This window comes from Endozoicomonas numazuensis (assembly GCF_000722635.1).
Taxonomy (GTDB): Bacteria; Pseudomonadota; Gammaproteobacteria; order Pseudomonadales; family Endozoicomonadaceae; genus Endozoicomonas_A; species Endozoicomonas_A numazuensis.
Genome location: NZ_JOKH01000003.1, coordinates 338,591 through 357,222 on the forward strand (window position 1 = coordinate 338,591; position 18,632 = coordinate 357,222).

Sequence of the window (18,632 nt, forward strand, 5' to 3'; positions counted from 1 at the left end):
TTAGCTGGCCTGATCTCTTTTCTCAGCACACTTAATACAAAGATCAGCATAAGGCATAGCGGCAAGACGGGCTTCGGCAATTTCACCACCACACCCGATGCAATAGCCATAGTCATCATAATTCATACGATCAAGCGCTTTGTTAACCAGGTTAAGTTCAGCCTGAGCTTCGTTTCCCAACTGATCAATAACCTCATCGTTCTCTCTTTCCTGCGCCTGTTCTGACCAGTCGGCATTGGCTCTGCGAGTCACATCTTTTTTGATACGACCAAGACGAACGTTTAATTCATCTCTACGAGATAACAACCAGTCTTTCAGTTTTTCGTATTCAGCCATGGAAATCCCCTGAATAAATGTCGACGATTATTCTGTGTATAAACGACTTGATGCTGAGTCCATACGCATGCTGTCCATAAGCTAAGCATAGCTCCAGTTAGCCATATTTCGATAACGGGTTAACAATAGCCACAAAGCACCCCGGGTAATAACGGGCAAACCCAGTGTTTAATCTGAAAACCTTCTACTACATTTATTTAGAGCCGTCCGACAGGGCTGCTAACAACCCGTTCATGGAGTCTCATCGTATTTTTATAACTCAGCCCGTCATTATCCCTGATGCCTATACTCACACCTTTGATTATAATGAGCTGAATTTTCGGGTTCCTGCCCGTTACAACCCTATTAAAAAGCTGAAAGTCATCCGGTTTAACAGACCCTGTCAGGATCTGATTTGAAAACGGGAACTTTGAGAGACAAGACAGAACCAAAATGCAGAGCCAGATAAAAAGCGAAAAGAGCCACTTCAACAAATTGCAGAAACGCCTGAGACGTGAGGTTGGTCGGGCTATCTCCGAATACAACATGATTAAAGACGGTGACCGCATCATGGTCTGTCTGTCCGGAGGTAAAGACAGCTATACCCTACTGGACATTCTGTTGAACCTGAAGACCTATGCACCGGTCAACTTTGACGTGATTGCGGTCAATCTTGACCAGAAACAACCGGGGTTCCCTGAACATGTGTTGCCAGACTATCTGGAAAGCCTGGGCGTTGAATATAGAATCGTCGAAGAAGATACCTATTCGATTGTTAAGGATAAGGTTCCTGAGGGCAAAACCACCTGCGCACTTTGCTCTCGCCTGCGTCGGGGTATTCTCTACCGCACAGCCACTGAGCTGAAAGCCACCAAAATTGCTCTGGGTCATCACCGGGATGATATTCTGGAAACCCTGTTTCTGAATATGTTCTATGGGGGCAAGATGAAAGCCATGCCACCTAAGCTGGTGAGCGATGATGGCCAACACACTGTTATTCGCCCGCTGGCCTTCTGCCGGGAAAAAGACATTGTTCGCTTTTCCGAATCAAAAGCATTCCCGATCATCCCCTGCAACCTCTGCGGCTCTCAGGACAACCTTCAGAGACAGGCAATCAAGGCGATGTTCACGGAATGGGACAAGCGTTTTCCGGGCAGAATGGAAAGTATGTTCAGAGCTCTTAGAAATGTCGCTCCGTCTCATCTGGCAGATACTTCATTGTTTGATTTCAAAGGCCTGACGGCTAATGGCCAGCCTGTTGAGGACGGTGACACCGCGTTTGACCCGGTGGATGTGCCTCTGAGCTTCAAAGACGACAATGATAAAGATGAAAAGCCCGATCAGGCTTCCATTGTGAATATTGTCAATCTCTAACATCCAGTTCAGCGGCGGTATTCATTCAGCTTCCAGTTATAGTGGTAGCTGATACCGCCCTGATAGTTTTCAATGCGCTTGCGTGTCCCGGGCTCAGAAAACAACAGCAACTCTTTCATTACACCGTCTTTGCCACCGAAATCCTCACCATACCAATAGAAGATCTTTGACAACACCAGGCGGCCACCGACAAAATTGACCCCCTTACTTTGATTGATAAACCGTTTTCCAGCTTCATCCAGTTGAGCTTCTATCTCACTGGATTTATAAGTCTTGGGTGCCAGATCAGGGCAACCAAGACTGGCACAGTTAATGGCATAGTGTATTCTGGGCGATTCCCAAAGAGGTCGAATAATGCGGTGTTCAATGTCATGCAATGAGACAGGCTGCCCCTGAACCTGAATGACTTTATCTTTCCAGGGACCTGTTCTGAACCAGCCCTTGCCAAGACGGGTAATGGATTTGACCGGGTAATTTTTGAGAATCAGCTCAACAGTCAAGGCATTATAAAGGTTAATCCAGTACGCCAGCTGCTCTTTCTTTCTCAGTTTTCTGGGGTCGACACCCGACATGCCTTTTAGATAAGTTTGTAATCTGGCGAAGTTTTCCCGACTGACGCCTCCATACACAAACACGTACATTTTATCTTTTTCAGAATATCTCAGGTATTTGTCGATGATGTACTGCCATTGGGAATGGTCGACTTCCTGTCGATTACTCTCGTCACTTTTATCCCAGAAGGCCCAGTACTCCTTCTCCGGCGCAGCCAACACCGGGTCCGCCACAAAGAGGGGTATTGCAAAAAAGAGCGCTATCCAAACCGACTTCATTAATCCTCCGGGTTATCCAAACCTGCGCGGATAGAAAAATTATCGGCTGATACACCCTGTCATTTATGGAGATTCCAAGGATCAGTTTTTAACGGCCTTTCGAATCATTCAAAGACCAGTCATAGCGGTAATCAATCAAACCTGTGTACTTCTCAAGGCGTTTCTTGAGTTTCTCGTTAGCATTAGCCTTTAAATGAACCAGCAAGTCTTTTCGGGCACCAAAATCTTCGCCATACCATTCATAGATTCTGGAAAGCACCAGTTTGCCACCAACAAACTCTACCCCTTTTTTCTGGTTGATAAACCGTCGGCTTGCTTCTGCCAGCATTTTCTCCAGATTCACAGCCGTGTAGGGTTCTGAGGCGAGGTCCGGGCACCCTTTACTGGCACAGTTCACTGCATAGTGAATCCGCTTGTCCTGCCACAAAGGCCTCAGTATTCGATGCTCAATATCATTCAAAGAGAGCGATTGGCCAGCGACTTTTGTCAGCTCCTGATCCCAGGGACCAAAGGCATACCAGGGACCAATCTTGGTAATAGATTTAACTGGATAGTTTTCGAGAATAAGCTCTACAGTAAGAGCGTTGTAGAGATTAATCCAGTAAGCCATTTGCACAGCTCTGCTGTATTGGCGAGGATCTACTTTAGTGAGTGATTGAATATATTCCTTCAGGCGAGTCCTGTCTTCAGCAGACACCTTGCCATAAGCCAGAACACGCCCTTCAACATCAGGGGACACCTTGAGATAACGCTCAAGAAATTGTCCCCAGGCAGAATGATCAACCGACTTCAGGGATTGTTCATTACTTTTGTCCCACAGTTTCCAGTATTCACTGGATGGGGCTGCCTGCACTGGAGGCGTCGGCAATATAAACAGCATCAATAGCCAGAAGATTGCTCTGGTCATCTTTCCCCTCATTGAGCTCTGTCAAAGGCTTCTCAAGATCGTACTTCAGTAAACCATTACTCTCAATCATTGAAATCAACTCTTCTACATAGTCGACCCCACGAATAGAGTAAGAATAAAGCCCCTGAGCCAGTATTGGGCCCGTGACCGGTTCCCCCACAGATCTTCTTTTTGCGCGTAACTCTCTCAAACCTTCATAATGATGGCTGGTATTGAGATTATGCATATAAGAGCGAACGGATGCAGCCGGTGAAGCAAACTTCCTCACTTCATAGGTTGCACCTTCAGGACGCGCCCCCGGAACCACTCCGCAACCCGGAGTAAAGCACCACTGACCAAAATAGTTATTGGCATCAACAGCAAACCTTGAGGTTCCCCAGGCTGATTCATTGGCTGCTTGAACCAGAGCCAGTGAAACCGGAAGTTCATCCACCCGGTTCAAGAGATCATCATAAAGTTCATCACTGACTTTAAGCTCTTCATTCACTCTGAATTTTCGAGCAATATCCAGCAACCACTTTTCTTCGGTTTCGTGCAGGGCGGGCTTGGTCCTGAGCAGCTCAACTTCTTGTCGAATACTGGCCAGACGCTCGTTCTCGTTTTCTATCATCTGTTTCATGAACGCAAAGAATTCGCTTTTCTTCTTTTTAACGTCCATCATGGCTGCAAAGTCAGGGATGTCTGTTTGAACTTTTTTCTCAACCTTGACTTCCTTGCTGATCTTTTTCACCTCTGCTACGGCGGGTTCCTTGACTGCCTCAAAATCCCTGTTGTACCAGCTTGCCACAGCTACTGTCCCCGCCAGCAGCAACAGAAAACAACGATCTATTCTAGTCATCATAGTGTCAGCACTACTCCTGAGCCTACCCTGTTACAAACGACAAATACCTGCTTCATTCATACGAAAACGACAGTGTCACCGAATCATGAAATCTGGTTGCCTTTGTGGTGGCTGTTTTCTAAAAGAAATAAAGCCTCAGTGAACTCCCCCTGCCGGCCTTAGCTGCATTAACCTGAAACGGTCTACCCTTCTCACCCAAGCAGCAACCGGTTTGACTGATCAGACCGATTCACTCCAAACTTGGCCCGCACCCCCAAACTTTTGCACTTTTTGTGATTTTGATGATGAAGGTTACTCGAAATACCAACGTATTACTTTACTTCATGAAATAAATATGTACACACTGAAATCAAGGCTATTAAGCGATCCTGTTTAACAGGAAGTGCCTGATTCATGTTAATCATGTGAATCCGAAGCCCGGAGCCTGTCAGGCTCCTATCGCAGTGAATAATAATAACAACATATTAGCCGCTGTTTTGTAGCTGAATGCTAAACACAATGTAAGGATTACCAGCTACTGGTGTACAGCCCTAAATGGAGGTTGCACCATGATATTAAGCCATTTTTGGGGACTTCTCTTTCACCCTGACAAAGAATGGATCAGCATCCGGGAACACCCACCCGGCATTATCCGCCTCTATCTGGGGCAAATCATCTGGCTGGCAGCCTTGCCGGCATTATGTACTTATGTGGGAACCACTCGCACAGGCTGGTCTGTTCCAGGCAGTGATCAGGTGATCAAGTTAACCGATACCAGTGCTGCTGCTATGGCTTTTTTTGCCTGGCTGGCAATACTGGCCGGTGTTGCCATCATGGGGGCTTTCATTCAGTGGATGGCAGAAACCTTTGGCAGCAAACCCACCCTGACCCAAAGTGTTGCATTTAGTTGTTATACAGCGACACCCCTTTTCCTGGCGGGCCTCTGTGGTCTCTATCCATCTATCTGGCTAACGATTGTTGCCGGTACCATTGCCTCTTCCTGCTCGGCCTGGTTGCTTTACTCCGGCCTACCGACTTTCATGCAGATACCTAAGGAGCAAGGATTTATCTATGCCAGTTCGGTACTGTGCATCGGGCTCGTGGTTCTGGTCTCTATTATGATCACAACGGTTATATTCTGGGGCATGGGTGTAGGACCTGAGTATATACAGATACACTAAAGCTTCAGCCCTGAGACCAGATGAATTAAGTACTATCATCTGGAACGGTGCCTTGAGCCATGCCTGACTATTCCAATAATCCCATCACCAGAACCCTGCGAGGGTGGATTTCTCATGTTTGTCCTCCTCACCAAGAGAGTCCTCCCGAGGCAATCAGGCCGGTCGAAGTGTCCAAACCACTGAGGCTCAGAGAACGGAAGGATTAAGTGGCGAAGCGGGCAATCCCCACCCGCGCCATTCACGATCTCTTAAAGATCGGATTGCAAACAGCTTTCTGGGAAAATTATTCATCAGGCAACCTTCTACCCGGAATCTGGAACAGCGTTTACAGACAAGATCCTCTGAAGCTTCAAACACCTACCTCAACCGTCCTGCTACCCATAACCCTTATTCAGAAATAGACGATAACTCCGCACTGTCTGCCCCCTTTCATCAAGATCATAGTTATACCGATATCGATGAGACTGAGGTCTCACTCTCTACTACGAGCCCTAATGAAAACCCTTATGTCGACTCAGAGCCAGATGACGACGACCTGTATTCGCCTTCTTTCTCCACACCTGAAGATGACGGTTACCTTGAGCCAACACCCTCATCCCTGAAATCACAACACCCAGGCAGTGAACCTATTCAACTGAGCACAGCAGCAGTCCCTGCTGCAGAGGCAACATCACCTTACGTAAACGTCATTTTTAAGCAGGAACAACCTTTAGGTGACTTTGAATAGCTGACTTTGAATAGCTGACTTTAAAAGTTTTAACGAGACTCCGGATCGTGTATCAAAAGATCAACTGGATCAGGCTCTGTAGAAAAATCTGCATCTGGAAATATCGGACGTAACACAAGGCGAAGGTAATTTTGGCTCGGTCAGAATGGCACTTCCCACAGTACTGCCTGACAGTGAGAGCTCAGCCAGACCTATCAGAGCATTAAAAACCACGATCAATGAAATTCAATCCAGGGAACTGGAATTCCTGAGGCAGCTTAAGAAACAACCCCATGTTGCCCTCTGTTCCTGTCGGGCAGCGCTATTCTATTCTGGAAGGCTTTGTCAGTAACGGATTAAACCACGAGACTTTAAAAAAGCCCGAAAATGCCCAGCTCAAACATTTATTGAGCAAACGGCTTTCTATTAACCCCAGTGAAAGACCTTCAGCAACCGAAGTATTACAAGACCCCTATTTTCAAGACAGCTAATCCCTACTGTACAGACACAGGCCCTTTCAACTATTCTCTATGGATTTTTTTCTGGCCAGTCTGTTTATGTCGAATACACAATGTCCCTATTTACCTGCCATTGAATTACGGGTCAGTAAACTCTACTGTCTGGCGGAACAGCATTTTCTTAAACGATTCCCACGCCCCCAGATCACCCTGAACTTAAGGGGAGAAACAGCTGGTCAGGCCTGGACAGAAAAAAATCTGCTACGTCTTAATAAACAATTGTTTAAGGAAAACCAGGCCCACTTCCTGGAACACACCGTAGGCCATGAAGTCGCTCACCTCATAGCCCACCAGCTGTTTGGCCGAAAGATTCGCCCCCATGGCAGAGAGTGGCAATTCATTATGGAAGACGTATTCCGGCTGCCGGCCCAGAGAACCCACAGCTACAACACCAACAACGCCAGTAAACGACCGTTTTTGTACCGTTGCAGCTGCGAAGGAAAAACCATTCCACTCAGTACTATCCGTCACAACAGAGCGATAAAGGGAACCGTTTATCTCTGTACCCAGTGCCGGGAGCCCTTGAAATTTATTGAAAAAGTCAGCGCCTGAAAACCATCGCCTTCAAAGACGACTCCGGATTGATATCTTCAAATTCTGGCGGATTGGGCAGACGCTCACTAAATTTAAGATCCGGCGCTTCTTCGTTCATTTCATCAATCAGAAAGTCGGATGTCAGGTACGGGTCATTGACACAAGCCAGAACCAGCCCTTCTTCTGTCAACAACTCAGGCAGCCGTCGAAGAATTTTTCGGTAATCTCGGGTCAGAGCAAAACTGCCTTTCTGAAAGGTAGGAGGATCAATAATCACCATATCATAAGGACCCAGTTTGCGTACCTTGCCCCAAGACTTGAATAGATCATGCCCAAGAAATCGTACCTGATTCAAATTATGACCATTCAACCTATGGCTTTCTCTACCCCGTTCAAGAGCAGCCCTGGCCATATCGAGGTTTACGACACTATCAGCACCACCCGCAATTGCCGCTACGGAGAAACCACAAGTGTAAGCAAACAGATTCAGGACTTTCATCCCTTTTGCATTATCATGAACCCATTGACGTCCATTGCGCATATCCAGAAACAAGCCATTGTTCTGCTTTCTTCCCAGATCCAACTGATAGCTGTGTCCATTCTCTTTCACTTGTGGATAATCATTTATAACCCCCCACAGGCATTCCAATGGACTCCCATCCCGATCCCTGTAATGTAACAGCATGGATACCGCTCCAGAAGCTTGCCACTGTTCAGTCTCAGTCATTCTGGCGAGCATAGCCCGGAGTTCAGAAAGAAACGCCTGATCAGGCTCCTTAAACAGAGAAACCAGTAATTGATTCTGTAGCCAGTCCACCGTCAGCTGCTCCAGTCCAGGCCAACAACGCCCCCGACCATGAAACAGGCGTCGAATTTCCTGAGGAGGAGAAGATAAGGCAGAGAGTAAATGTTGTTCGAGTACTGGCAGGGACTCAGCGTTCATATCTAACCGAAGAATCAATCAAAAGGAGCGCATTCTAGAATGAGAAGCCAGCCGGTATCAATTGGAATGCTACCGGCTTTTTAATTTAAGAGTTTATCCTAATAGTCTTCCAACGTTTTGGTAGCGTGGCTCACCCATATACTCTCTTCGTCTTGTATGGCCAATTAAGTGCGAGGGTTCATAGTATTTTCGATCTTTATCCATATCAAAGCGATAGGAGACATAAGGGTGCTGATCGCCAAAATACACATCGGTATGAGGAAGCTGACCGGGACGAATGTTGTTTTTTCTCAGCACTTCTTCTATTTCTCTGAGAGTATTGGCAATATTTCTGTCCTGAAAACGGGTCAGTTTGTTTCCATCAGGATGATCCAGAGAATAAAGGGTGAATTGCCCACCCATATTCAAACGCTCATGCTCCTTTCCTACGCTTCGAGACCAGGGATAAGTTGATTTCCAGGCAGGAAATGGACAATTATTACGGTGCAAAACCTCTGCAACCAAAGGCCAGGCTTTCTCATAGTCGTGGGGATGAATACTTACCCTGAACTTGTTAGCATATTCTGTTCCTGAACCGGATCGTGGAACATAATCAGCATCTGCCTGGGGATCCGCATAAGCAAAAAAGCCCATAGCATCTTTACCCCTGTATGAGTGTTTACTGGGATCAAGCCAATTAAATTGCTGGTATCGGAATTTATTATACTGGCTATTTTCTCGAGAATAATTCGGCTCAAAATGCCTCAAAAGGTTCTCGCAGCAGTCAATGAGAATGTTATTCAGGGTCAGTTCATTCACCTGATCAAGACCGAAGGCCTTGAATTGCAGGAAGAGTTCCTCCCGCACATGATTACGGTAATCATTCAATAATTCTGCAGGAATATCTTCAGGAATGCGTCTACCAGGCACTTTAGATCTGATATAACTCTTAAAATTGCCACTCTCTGGCATTAAATGCTGCAGCTCGGGCTCCCACTCACTCATGGCCTGTCGAGTTTCCCTTCCTCTTACGACCAGATGGACTGCATCATTGATCCAATCCTGATATGCAGCACCTTCAGGCATTCTGTCATGATAGTAGAACTTTACTCCCAGTTCGTTGTAGGCCGCCTGGAAGTCTTCATCAGGAAAAAAGCCGGGCTTTTCCTTTTCAAGAGTCAGATATCCGATGACCGCAGCTGTAGGAGGAAACCAACCATCAAGACCTTTGTAGTCCCCTGTTTCAGGGTCTCTAAGCATTACCAGCAAACGCTCTTCAGTCAACTGAGGATGTTGCTTCCTGACATTCGCCAGCATGGTGTCAAACGTTGCTTTCTGACCTGCAGATAAAGGTTTGAGCGGAGCGGATTTGTTAGGCACATGTGGGACAGACTTTTTGACTTCTTTGGGTTTAGGGGGAGGAATCTCTTGGGGCCAGGACATATTCTCTTCCCCAACAACCAATCCAGGTTTACGCCCTAATTGAACACCTGCAAGAAAATCAGCACTGTCCTGAGGCAAAAGATTATGCCTCATATTCGATGGCACTTGATTAAAGTCTTGCTGCAATACAATGACATCACCATGAGCCCATCGGTTCTTGAAGTATCTAACACCTGACAATTCGTCCCTATGCTCTCTGTACCAAGTGTGGTTGATATCATCCTCGACCCTGACAAAATCATTTCGATAGTGGAGGAATTGGCTGCCATCGATTTGACGATCAAATTTGTGGCGCTCTGGTGCGGGCCTGGGACCTGGTCTGATACCCGCTTTAGTCAGACATTCTTCCAACTCAGCCAGTTTTTCCTGCCAGTGCAATGTATCCCGGTTACCATACTCGTCGTCTTCATAAAGATAGAGTGTGAATTCTTTACCCATCTGATCAGGACTTTCCCGATTTTCCTGATCCAGAACCTTGGCAGCGTACATCCGGTTTTCCGGATTCATGATCCAGTCTTTAACGATGGGAAACGCTTTGTCCATATCTTCACGCTTGATCGAAAGGTGCATTTTCCATTTCTGGGTACCTTTTTCCATAATCCGATCATGCTTGAACGCTGGACCATAAGCACTGCGGGTATAGATGCGGTAACTACCATCCCGCAGATATTCAAAGTCTTTCTCAGCAAACCTGGGCTCGTTACACAGGTGGTTGTAGGTCAGCTTGTCATCTTCCAAAGGAATAAACTTGTCACCATTGGGAGCTATATGAACTTCATACTGCTGCCGCTCAGGTAATTGCTCGCCCCTTAAACTCATTTGCAGACTGGTATTATTAAGACTGGGTAAACTGTGCAGGGAACGTAGTGGTTCCTCTTCTTCTATTACCTGCTCCACTCTTCTCTCTGCCAGCTTGCTATTCAACCGGTTCATGACGGCAGAAAAGGGGCGAATTGTTTCTCTTAGAGGATGCCCCGCACCGGCTGTACTCATAAACCTATTGAGGCTCCTATAGAGTTCACGCGCTTTTGCTGTAAGATCCTCGGTATCCGGCCCATCTCCGTTTTGCGTCAAATTCACCAAGGCCTCAGTGATATGCTGAAACTCTTCATTAAGCTGAGGGCCATGATGCCTGGGGTTCACAATATGCTGCCAGGCTAATTGACAGGCATGCTCAAGGTTTTCGGGCGTTTTAATCGGGTTCATTATGGGAGGGGGTGGCGTCGGGTCGGAAGGAATACCCATTTCTTGCCGAATAACTTGTAAATAATCATTACAATGCTTTTTAATCACTGTGAAGGCATTCCCTACCTCTCCCTCCAACTGATTGAAAGCATTCAATTCTAGCCTGTTCTCTTCAAGCCAGAACTGAATGGAGGTTGAGAATTGTAAAAACTGGTTGAAAAGCTTTGTATCTGTAGAATGCAGAGCAAACAGTTTATAACTTTCCCTTAGAAGTTCTGGGAGATCATCAATTTCTCTCTTAATACTTTCAGGATTGCCCTCCCGGACTGTCTGAACCATTTCATCAAGATACTCATGCATTCTCACCAGTTGGCCACCGGGAGAATAGACCATTCCATCCATTTTTTCTTTCAGGCTTTGCACGGTCAAGGTACTTAAATCGTCATCCGTCACGGCTACTATCCCACGGGTCGAAATACCAGCTTGCTCGCACAACCCTTTGGTAGCCCGATACATTTGTGTGAGATGTTCTTTTAAAGGTGCAAGATTCCTTGCTTCTCCCTCAACGACCAGTCCAACATATCGGCCTGCCGATGAGAGTGCACTCCATAACATACCAGAGGGAGCTTCCGGCATTCTCAGATGACCATTTTCTCCTACATCAGGCAGCCCTGCCTCGAGCTTTTTTCCTTCGATCTTCTCACAATCTTTCTGCCAGGCTCGGATCGTTCCATAGAGTTTGGGTAATGATGGGAGCACGTCTGCATTCCTTTTCAGAGAATTGAACTGGAAGGGTTATCGGCCGTCAACCCGCCATTTTGAAGCGGATAAAAATGGGGTTAAACCTTATAAGGCAATGTATTCAATGAAAAACGTATGACAAAGAATGGAAATTCTTTTATATACCCATTGGATTTCAAGATGCTACCAGGCGACAAGTGAGCGAAGCCCTGTGAGCCTACAAGTAGTAGGTGATCAGGGTGAGCGAACGCTGGCAACAACGTAGCATCTTGAAAGGCGATGGGTATATCAATCATTTACTGACTTATTCTCTTTTGACAGGGGATACAGGGATTCTTTCAATTGATATCGACTACTATAAAAAGCAATCTAAATAAATCCATTGTTTAGATTCATATTTAACATCGTAAATTAGCGACCCTTTCCTGAATCCAATTATCCCTGAGAGCTGATGACACTGTCATTCGCAAGGTTGTCCAATGGAAAATAAAACTCAGCGCGTATCCGAGATCAAGAGCATTGCTCTGGTAGCCCATGACAAAAAAAAGGAAGAACTGGTCGACTGGGCCTACCGGTTCAGGGAAAGCTTAAAAGGACACCAGCTTTATGCAACAGGAACCACAGGAGCCATTCTGGAAAAACGTATTCAACTGCCTGTTCGTAAACTGGTCAGTGGCCCTCTGGGTGGTGACCAGCAGATCGGAGCCATGATCACGGAAAACAAACTCGACCTTCTGGTGTTCTTCCTGGACCCTATGCAATCCCAACCCCACGACCCAGACATCAAGGCACTGCTAAGAATTGCAGCCGTCTGGAACATCCCCTTTGCCTGCAATCAGAGTACAGCTGAATTTGTCATCTCGTCCCCTCTTATGAGCAGGGATCATGAGCGGCTTGTACCGGATTATGAACAGTACTTGCTATCTCGACCTATTGAATAACACCCCCCAACCTCTATGAAATTAATAGCCTCAACTGAACCAGCTTCGCTGTATACATAGAGATGCAAACTATCTCAAAGAAATGGTCCATCTATGTCATTGCCATTAGAAGACACGTGATGTATTTTTAAGCTGCGTCAAATACGTACTAACAATAAAACCAGCATGGATGATTGATTAAGATGTTATCATGGAGACCGTCTTTTGTTCCGTTTATCCTTTTTTTATTACTGCAAGGCTGCGGTGGTGGTGGCGGAGGAAGCAATGATGCTGCCCAGGACACCTCACCTCAGCCCCAGCAGTTAACCTTTCAACAAAGTGGCTCACTTAACTTGCCTGCCACTCAGCAATTTACGAATACTGCCTCTGGTCAGGGATCTGGAGCTATCAGCTACAGTTCCAGCGATACCGAGATTGCTACTGTTGATTCATCCGGTGTTGTCAGCGCCCTTTCTGCCGGAGAAGCAGTGATCACTGCAACTATCGAAGCCGACAGTTCATTTCAGTCGGCTACCCAGAGTTACAACCTCACTGTGACCCGCGATATTCAGGAAATTACTTTTTCAGAAAGTGGGCCTATAACAGCTACAGCAGGCGACACACTTGAAAACGTCGCAACTGGAAAAGGAAGCGGGGAAATCAGCTATAGCTCCAGCAATACCGATGTAGCTACTGTCGATGCTAATGGTAAAGTGACACTGCTAATTGCTGGGGCAACCACAATCACCGCAGAAATAGCCCAAAGCGGCCAGTACTTTGCGGCAGATGCCAACTATCAAATTACTATTGAACGTCGTGTACAACAGCTGAGCTTCCGTCAATCAGGCACTGTCAATGAATATATAGATAGAACATTAGATAATAGAGTAGTTAAGGAAGGCAGCGGAGATGAATCCTATCTAAGCAGTAACACTTCAGTCGCAACAGTTGATAGGCAAGGCCAGGTAAGCCTTGTTGGTCTTGGAACCACAACCATCAGTGTGCTTGTTGAGCAGGATGCTAAATTTCAGGCAGCCAGTGCTAATTACACTTTGAATGTTGCTCTTAATCCACAGACTCTGGGCTTTAACCAGTCTGGAACCGTTGCTGCCATCACTGGGGAAGTACTGACGAATACAGCCAGTGGTCAAGGCACCGGCACTATAACCTATCGTTCCAGCGACCCTAGTAAAGCTTCAGTAGACAGCCAAACAGGCGTAATCTCTGCTCACAAGCCAGGCTCTACTCTCATCACAGCTGAAATTGAAGAAACATCAAAGTATGAAGCTGGTACCGCCAGCTATACGTTGAGTGTCGTTGATAGCCAGTTCACTCTTAAGGCCTGGGTAGGTCAGGAAGATGCTCTGGTTGAGTTTCCAGAAGGTACAGAGGGCATCGAGTATGCTCGCAGTAATCAGGAGGATTGTGACCTGACGAATTATTCTGCTTGTGATAATGGACAATCGGATATTCTAAACGGCAACACGATTCTTGATACTGCTTTCAGGAGAAACACTCTTAACTTCGCTGCATTGAATCATGGCTCTTACAAAACCCAAAGAATGCTAAGTAATATAGGCCCAGCGGGTGGTTTTTATCTCAATAGTGTAGTTTTTTTGGATCGACTATGGGTTTCAGGCCTCTCTACAAAAGATGGCATAAACTGGAAAAATCACTTATATAAACGTATTGGGTCAGCTGTAAAATTCAACAATAAGTTATGGGAAATATCCAATGGAAAAATAGAGACCACCTCAGATGGAATGATCTGGGTAGAAGAAACTCCAAGTGATAACTTTCCAGACATCATTTATCCACTTGTAGTAGAGTTCCAAAATAAACTATTTATGTTTGGTGATCGTGTAGGAGCACGAGGCCCTAAAGCAGCCCGCAATGATATATGGTCTTCTATCGATGGCATTAATTGGTTTCAGGAAACTGAATCAGCAGCATTTCCTGCAAGAGTTGGCCACCGTATTGTCCAATTTAAAGATAAGCTCTGGCTTTTTGCTGGCCAAAATGAAAAAGGCGACCATCTAACAGATATATGGTCCTCAGATAATGGTATTGACTGGAGCATGGAAGTAGAAAATGCTCCATTCGGAGCAAGATATGGTAGTCAGGTAGTATCTTTTAAAAATCAGTTATGGCTAATTGGCGGCAGCCGGGCATTTAGTAGTAAACCTATGTCAGATGTTTGGCAATCCAGTGATGGCTTAAATTGGTCTCTAGCTACCGAAGATGCAGAATTTCCTGCAAGATTTGATTTCGCACTATCCGTATATCAAGACAAACTCTGGATAAATAGTGGTCTTTCCACTGGTTATGAGGGGTTTCCAGGCTCTTCCCATTTCGACACATGGTTTTCCAGTGATGGAATTAACTGGAGACAGGCCACTCATAGAGCAGACTTCTCCCCTCGAACAGAAAGCGCAGCTTTCTATTTTGAAGAAAAATTTTGGTTAATTGGGGGAAAAGATGGGGAGTATAAAAATGATATCTGGTCATCCAAAGATGGATTAAATTGGATATTAGAAACAGATAGAGCCAACTTCTCTCCTCGCTATGGGCATCACATTCAGGAGTTTAATGACAAGCTATGGTTGATCGGTGGAAAAACAGAGTCTCTCTCAAACTTAAATGATATCTGGTCATCTTCAGACGGCGTTAATTGGCGTTTAGAGACTGACACCCCTAGCTTTGCCAATAGCTACAGAGGTTATTTCTATGTATTTCAAGATCAAATGTTTCTCATTAATCAAGGATCCGAATCAAAAGTATGGCGTTCATCAGATGGAAAAAGTTGGCAGTCTTCAGACTTACCGGGCTTTGGACAACGCTCTTACGCCGCTATGACATCTTTTAATGGAAAACTATGGTATGTGGGAGGCTTCGACTTAACCAATAGGATAACAAAAAATGATATTTGGTCATCAATGGATGGGATCAACTGGACCCTTGAAATGGAAAGTGCTGAATTCCCACCGGTAAACCACCATAAGCTGTCTGTGCTTTCTAATAGATTATGGTTAGTCGGAAACACCAACTCTATCTGGTCTTCTGAGGATGGTTTGACTTGGACAAGCCATACACCTTCGGGATTATATGTCAGCGGTCGAAGATATCACGAGCTATTTAGCGCAGATAATTTTTTATGGTTAATTGGTGGCCAAAATGGTGGATCGGGACCTACTAGCAATGTCTTTCGATCCGAGGACGGTATCATCTGGCGCAGTGGTTACCACTTAGGAATAGAACTTACAAAAGAAAACTAATGCTCTGATACTGACTAGTCTCATTCCCACGCTCTGCGTGGGAACACATACCCTACAAAATTCAAAACTTGAACTTACAACAAGAGTTACCAAGCTGGAGTATCGAAACCAAGGTTTTGTGACTCTATCAAAGATCACAATCTACTAATGAACGGAAACAACAAACCCGGAAATCAACTCAACAAAAGTCTGCCCATATTTTTCCAGCTTGTACTCACCCACTCCGGAAATATGAGACAAAGCCTCCAGACTGGTGGGTTTAATTTTCAGCATTTCATAAAGGGTTTTATCATTGAGAATGACGTAGGCAGGCACACCCTGTTCTTCTGCCAGTTCTTTGCGGCGAGACCTCATGGCTTCCCAGAGTGGACGATCCTGGTCGTCAATAATAACTCTGCCCTGATCCACACTTCGGGTTTTGCGGGCTGCTTTTTCAGTAGCGTATTCGTAACGATCCTGACGGAGCAATAATCGTTCATTGCCTTTTAGAAGAGGACGGCACTTTTCATTCAGTTTGAGTGCACCATGCCCTTCTACATCCACATTAATAAACCCTCGGGCTACCAGTTGACGGAAAACTGAACGCCACTCACTTTGCTTGAATTCACTGCCTATCCCAAAGGTCGTTAACTGCCGATGGCCGAACTGGCTGACCTTGGCGGTTTCTTTCCCTAATAGAACGTCTACGAGATGAGAAACACCAAACATCTGCCCCGTTCGGTAAACGCAGGAAAGGGCTTTTCGAGCCGCTTCAGTACCATCCCAGGTGGTAACAGGTTCAAGGCAAAGGTCGCAGTTGCCACACTTTTCTTTCAGCGGTTCATCAAAATATTCCAGTAACACCTGCCGGCGACAACCCGTTACCTCACAAAGAGATAACATGGCCTCCAGCTTTTGCTGTTCTATTCGCTGAATTTCTGGCGCAGCCATGGAGTTGGATTGGATTTGTCTCAACAACATGACATCTTGCAGGCCGTAAACCATCCAGGCTGTCGCCGGGAGACCATCACGACCAGCCCGACCCGTTTCCTGATAGTATGCTTCAATACTTCTTGGCAGATCCAGATGAGCAACAAAGCGTACATCAGGCTTGTCGATCCCCATCCCGAACGCCAGGGTGGCCACAATAATCATGCCTTCTTCTTGCAGAAAGCGATGCTGATTGTTTTTACGATCATACGCCGTCATGCCACCGTGATAAGGCAACGCTTTTCGCCCCTGGGCATTTAGCCAGGCAGCGGTGTCTTCCACCCGTTTTCTGGAAAGACAATAGACAATGCCAGAGTCTTCCGGATGCTCTTTTTCAAGAAACCTCAGTAACTGTTGCTTTCCCTGCTTCTTCTGGCTGATGCGATAGAAAATGTTAGCCCGGTTAAAGCTATCAACAAAAACTCTGGCTTGATCCAACCCCAATCGCTCAATGATTTCCTGACGAGTTCGCTTGTCTGCTGTCGCTGTGAGAGCAATTCGGGGAACATTTGGAAACCTTGTTTTCAGTACAGAAAGCTGAAGGTACTCTGGTCTAAAGTCATGCCCCCACTGGGACACACAGTGAGCTTCATCGATGGCAAACAGTGATACACGAACCTGATCCAGTTTTCTCTGCATCATTTCGGTCATCAAACGCTCAGGAGCAACATACAGCAGATCAAGATGCCCCGTGAACAGCTCCTGCTCAATGCGGTACTGTTCTTCCAATGAAACACCTGAGTGCAAACTCTCGGCACGAACACCGATCTGTTTGAGATTACTGATCTGATCTTCCATCAGAGCGATCAAAGGGGAAACAACAATGGCGGTGCCCGCCATAACCAAAGCTGGCACCTGATAGCAGAGGGATTTACCACCACCGGTAGGCATAAGGACCAGTGCATCTCGCCCCTCTGTGACTTCTCTGATCACCTCTCCCTGAAAACCACGGAAAGATTCGAACCCGAAAGTATTTTGCAGAACATTTAAAGCAGAATCAGACAGAGCAGGATCAGTCATTACAGTCCAGTACACATTTAAACGACGGTTATTAAATACAGAAGTAAAGACCAATCAGTATATCATCAAACCAGAACAGATTTTGAGAATACAATTTTCTGGAAAGCTGGAAAGCTGGAAAGCTGGAAAGCTGGAAAGCTGGAAAGCTGGAAAGCTGGAAAGCTGGAAAGCTGGAAAGCTGGAAAGCTGGAAAAGATTAGACTTAGAAATAGTATTTTCCAACAATAAAAAACCGTTTTATTAAAATGTTGAAACCAGTTTTTTCACGCAGTCAGCCCCCTTATTTGCAACACTATTCACCGTTCTTCCTACTTTATAAAACGACAGGTTGCTAATCACCTGATCAGGGTTCTCCTGATGCATTAACACTGCCTCATAATCTTCACCCAGCCAATCAGCTGCCTGCTTCTGTGGTAACACCACTGGCATTCGCTCGGTCAAAGGCGTGATATGACTAATGGCAGGACGGGTAAGAATAGCGCAGGACTCAAAACTCAGTTGGTCATCAACAGGATAAGATTCCCAGACACCTGCGAAAGCAAATACACCACTAGATTTTGGACGTATATACCATGGCTGACTGCGCCCCCGGGTTTTCTGCCAGTCGAACCAGCCATCTGCCAATATCAGACAACGTCGTTTACGAATCGCATCACGAAACATCGGTTTGTCTGCAGCAGTTTCAATTCTTGCATTGATCTGGGCTCTGGAAAAATCCTGCAGCCAGTGAGGAACCAGCCCCCATTTAACCCGCAAGGCCTCTGGCTTGCCTTTCTCATTATTCTTGATAATGAGCACCTGTTCACCCGGCGCCACATTATAGGATGGGATATTAATAACCGGCTGGCTCATTCCAAGCCAACCCAGGTCGATTTGATCGGTCATCAAAGTATAACGACCACACATAATTAGTCTTCCCGGGCTTGAGTAAGGTCTTCCAGTACAGGTGAAGCCATGAGGTAATCTTCAATC

General features: G+C 45.9%; 16 protein-coding genes. 8 read left to right on the forward strand and 8 right to left on the reverse strand.

Translation table 11 applies throughout. The features are described from left to right. On the reverse strand, positions 1-336 hold the full coding sequence (locus GZ78_RS14330; RefSeq protein WP_034837335.1) for a TraR/DksA family transcriptional regulator: 336 nt from the start codon (positions 334-336) through the stop codon (positions 1-3). A gap of 164 nt (positions 337-500) precedes the next feature. Here GZ78_RS14330 and GZ78_RS28950 point away from each other — a divergent pair, with 164 nt between their 5' ends. Next, positions 501-734 (forward strand): hypothetical protein, encoded by a 234-nt coding sequence (locus GZ78_RS28950; protein ID WP_152558738.1) that lies wholly within the window; start codon positions 501-503, stop codon positions 732-734. Positions 735-768: 34 nt separating this feature from the next. After that, entirely contained in the window at positions 769-1,689 is a 921-nt protein-coding gene (ttcA, locus tag GZ78_RS14335; protein WP_034837337.1) for a tRNA 2-thiocytidine(32) synthetase TtcA, read from the forward strand. 8 nt (positions 1,690-1,697) lie between these two features. Here the strand turns inward: ttcA and GZ78_RS14340 are convergent, their stop codons facing one another. From GZ78_RS14340 to GZ78_RS14350, 3 genes are all read right to left on the reverse strand, one after another. Continuing rightward, a complete protein-coding gene (locus GZ78_RS14340) occupies positions 1,698-2,519 on the reverse strand; it encodes a DUF547 domain-containing protein (RefSeq protein ID WP_034837339.1) in 822 nt (273 codons plus the stop codon). An 88-nt stretch (positions 2,520-2,607) separates the two neighbouring features. Continuing rightward, positions 2,608-3,426, reverse strand: coding sequence for a DUF547 domain-containing protein (locus tag GZ78_RS14345; RefSeq protein ID WP_034837342.1), 819 nt, complete (start codon positions 3,424-3,426; stop codon positions 2,608-2,610). Then, positions 3,350-4,267 carry a glucosaminidase domain-containing protein gene (locus tag GZ78_RS14350; RefSeq protein ID WP_051786194.1) on the reverse strand — a complete coding sequence of 306 codons (918 nt, stop codon included), beginning with the start codon at positions 4,265-4,267 and terminating at the stop codon, positions 3,350-3,352. Before GZ78_RS14350 ends, GZ78_RS14345 begins: the two co-directional genes overlap by 77 nt. Before the next feature lie 548 nt (positions 4,268-4,815). Between GZ78_RS14350 and GZ78_RS14355 the strand changes: the two genes are divergently transcribed. The 4 genes from GZ78_RS14355 (at position 4,816) to GZ78_RS14370 (ending at position 7,203) form a co-directional block, all read left to right on the forward strand. Then, positions 4,816-5,427, forward strand: a complete 612-nt coding sequence (locus GZ78_RS14355; RefSeq protein ID WP_152558739.1) for a Yip1 family protein — start codon at positions 4,816-4,818, stop codon at positions 5,425-5,427. Positions 5,428-5,545: 118 nt separating this feature from the next. Beyond that, positions 5,546-6,154 (forward strand): hypothetical protein, encoded by a 609-nt coding sequence (locus tag GZ78_RS14360; RefSeq protein WP_034837345.1) that lies wholly within the window; start codon positions 5,546-5,548, stop codon positions 6,152-6,154. A gap of 272 nt (positions 6,155-6,426) precedes the next feature. After that, the gene (locus GZ78_RS14365) at positions 6,427-6,624 is read left to right on the forward strand and encodes a protein kinase family protein (protein ID WP_034837347.1); all 198 of its coding nucleotides are present in this window, start codon (positions 6,427-6,429) and stop codon (positions 6,622-6,624) included. 66 nt (positions 6,625-6,690) lie between these two features. Continuing rightward, positions 6,691-7,203, forward strand: coding sequence for a SprT family zinc-dependent metalloprotease (locus tag GZ78_RS14370; RefSeq protein ID WP_034838327.1), 513 nt, complete (start codon positions 6,691-6,693; stop codon positions 7,201-7,203). On the opposite strand, the gene GZ78_RS14375 is transcribed toward GZ78_RS14370, so the two are convergent. Continuing rightward, positions 7,193-8,128, reverse strand: coding sequence for a class I SAM-dependent methyltransferase (locus tag GZ78_RS14375; RefSeq protein WP_034837349.1), 936 nt, complete (start codon positions 8,126-8,128; stop codon positions 7,193-7,195). The genes GZ78_RS14370 and GZ78_RS14375 overlap by 11 nt on opposite strands. A gap of 93 nt (positions 8,129-8,221) precedes the next feature. Continuing rightward, the gene (locus tag GZ78_RS14380; RefSeq protein WP_034837351.1) at positions 8,222-11,494 is read right to left on the reverse strand and encodes a hypothetical protein; all 3,273 of its coding nucleotides are present in this window, start codon (positions 11,492-11,494) and stop codon (positions 8,222-8,224) included. Positions 11,495-11,955: 461 nt separating this feature from the next. On the opposite strand from GZ78_RS14380, the gene GZ78_RS14385 reads away from it, so the two are divergent. Next, on the forward strand, positions 11,956-12,417 hold the full coding sequence (locus GZ78_RS14385; RefSeq protein ID WP_034837353.1) for a methylglyoxal synthase: 462 nt from the start codon (positions 11,956-11,958) through the stop codon (positions 12,415-12,417). Between the two features lie 182 nt (positions 12,418-12,599). Then, the gene (locus GZ78_RS27560) at positions 12,600-15,671 is read left to right on the forward strand and encodes an Ig-like domain-containing protein (protein ID WP_051786195.1); all 3,072 of its coding nucleotides are present in this window, start codon (positions 12,600-12,602) and stop codon (positions 15,669-15,671) included. A 144-nt stretch (positions 15,672-15,815) separates the two neighbouring features. Here GZ78_RS27560 and recQ read toward each other — a convergent pair whose 3' ends face one another. Both recQ and GZ78_RS14400 read right to left on the reverse strand, forming a co-directional pair. Next, on the reverse strand, positions 15,816-17,660 hold the full coding sequence (recQ, locus tag GZ78_RS14395; protein ID WP_034837356.1) for a DNA helicase RecQ: 1,845 nt from the start codon (positions 17,658-17,660) through the stop codon (positions 15,816-15,818). Positions 17,661-17,900: 240 nt separating this feature from the next. Then, a complete protein-coding gene (locus tag GZ78_RS14400) occupies positions 17,901-18,566 on the reverse strand; it encodes an SOS response-associated peptidase (RefSeq protein ID WP_034835037.1) in 666 nt (221 codons plus the stop codon). Positions 18,567-18,632: the final 66 nt, after the last annotated feature.

Bases quoted from the DNA above. Each gene is read 5' to 3' on its own strand.
- GZ78_RS14330 (WP_034837335.1), bottom strand. From the start codon at position 336: ATGGCTGAATACGAAAAACTGAAAGACTGGTTGTTATCTCGTAGAGAT.
- ttcA (WP_034837337.1), top strand. From the start codon at position 769: ATGCAGAGCCAGATAAAAAGCGAAAAGAGCCACTTCAACAAATTGCAG.
- GZ78_RS14340 (WP_034837339.1), bottom strand. From the start codon at position 2,519: ATGAAGTCGGTTTGGATAGCGCTCTTTTTTGCAATACCCCTCTTTGTG.
- GZ78_RS14345 (WP_034837342.1), bottom strand. From the start codon at position 3,426: ATGACCAGAGCAATCTTCTGGCTATTGATGCTGTTTATATTGCCGACG.
- GZ78_RS14350 (WP_051786194.1), bottom strand. From the start codon at position 4,267: ATGATGACTAGAATAGATCGTTGTTTTCTGTTGCTGCTGGCGGGGACA.
- GZ78_RS14355 (WP_152558739.1), top strand. From the start codon at position 4,816: ATGATATTAAGCCATTTTTGGGGACTTCTCTTTCACCCTGACAAAGAA.
- GZ78_RS14365 (WP_034837347.1), top strand. From the start codon at position 6,427: ATGTTGCCCTCTGTTCCTGTCGGGCAGCGCTATTCTATTCTGGAAGGC.
- GZ78_RS14370 (WP_034838327.1), top strand. From the start codon at position 6,691: ATGTCGAATACACAATGTCCCTATTTACCTGCCATTGAATTACGGGTC.
- GZ78_RS14375 (WP_034837349.1), bottom strand. From the start codon at position 8,128: ATGAACGCTGAGTCCCTGCCAGTACTCGAACAACATTTACTCTCTGCC.
- GZ78_RS14385 (WP_034837353.1), top strand. From the start codon at position 11,956: ATGGAAAATAAAACTCAGCGCGTATCCGAGATCAAGAGCATTGCTCTG.
- GZ78_RS27560 (WP_051786195.1), top strand. From the start codon at position 12,600: ATGTTATCATGGAGACCGTCTTTTGTTCCGTTTATCCTTTTTTTATTA.
- recQ (WP_034837356.1), bottom strand. From the start codon at position 17,660: ATGACTGATCCTGCTCTGTCTGATTCTGCTTTAAATGTTCTGCAAAAT.
- GZ78_RS14400 (WP_034835037.1), bottom strand. From the start codon at position 18,566: ATGTGTGGTCGTTATACTTTGATGACCGATCAAATCGACCTGGGTTGG.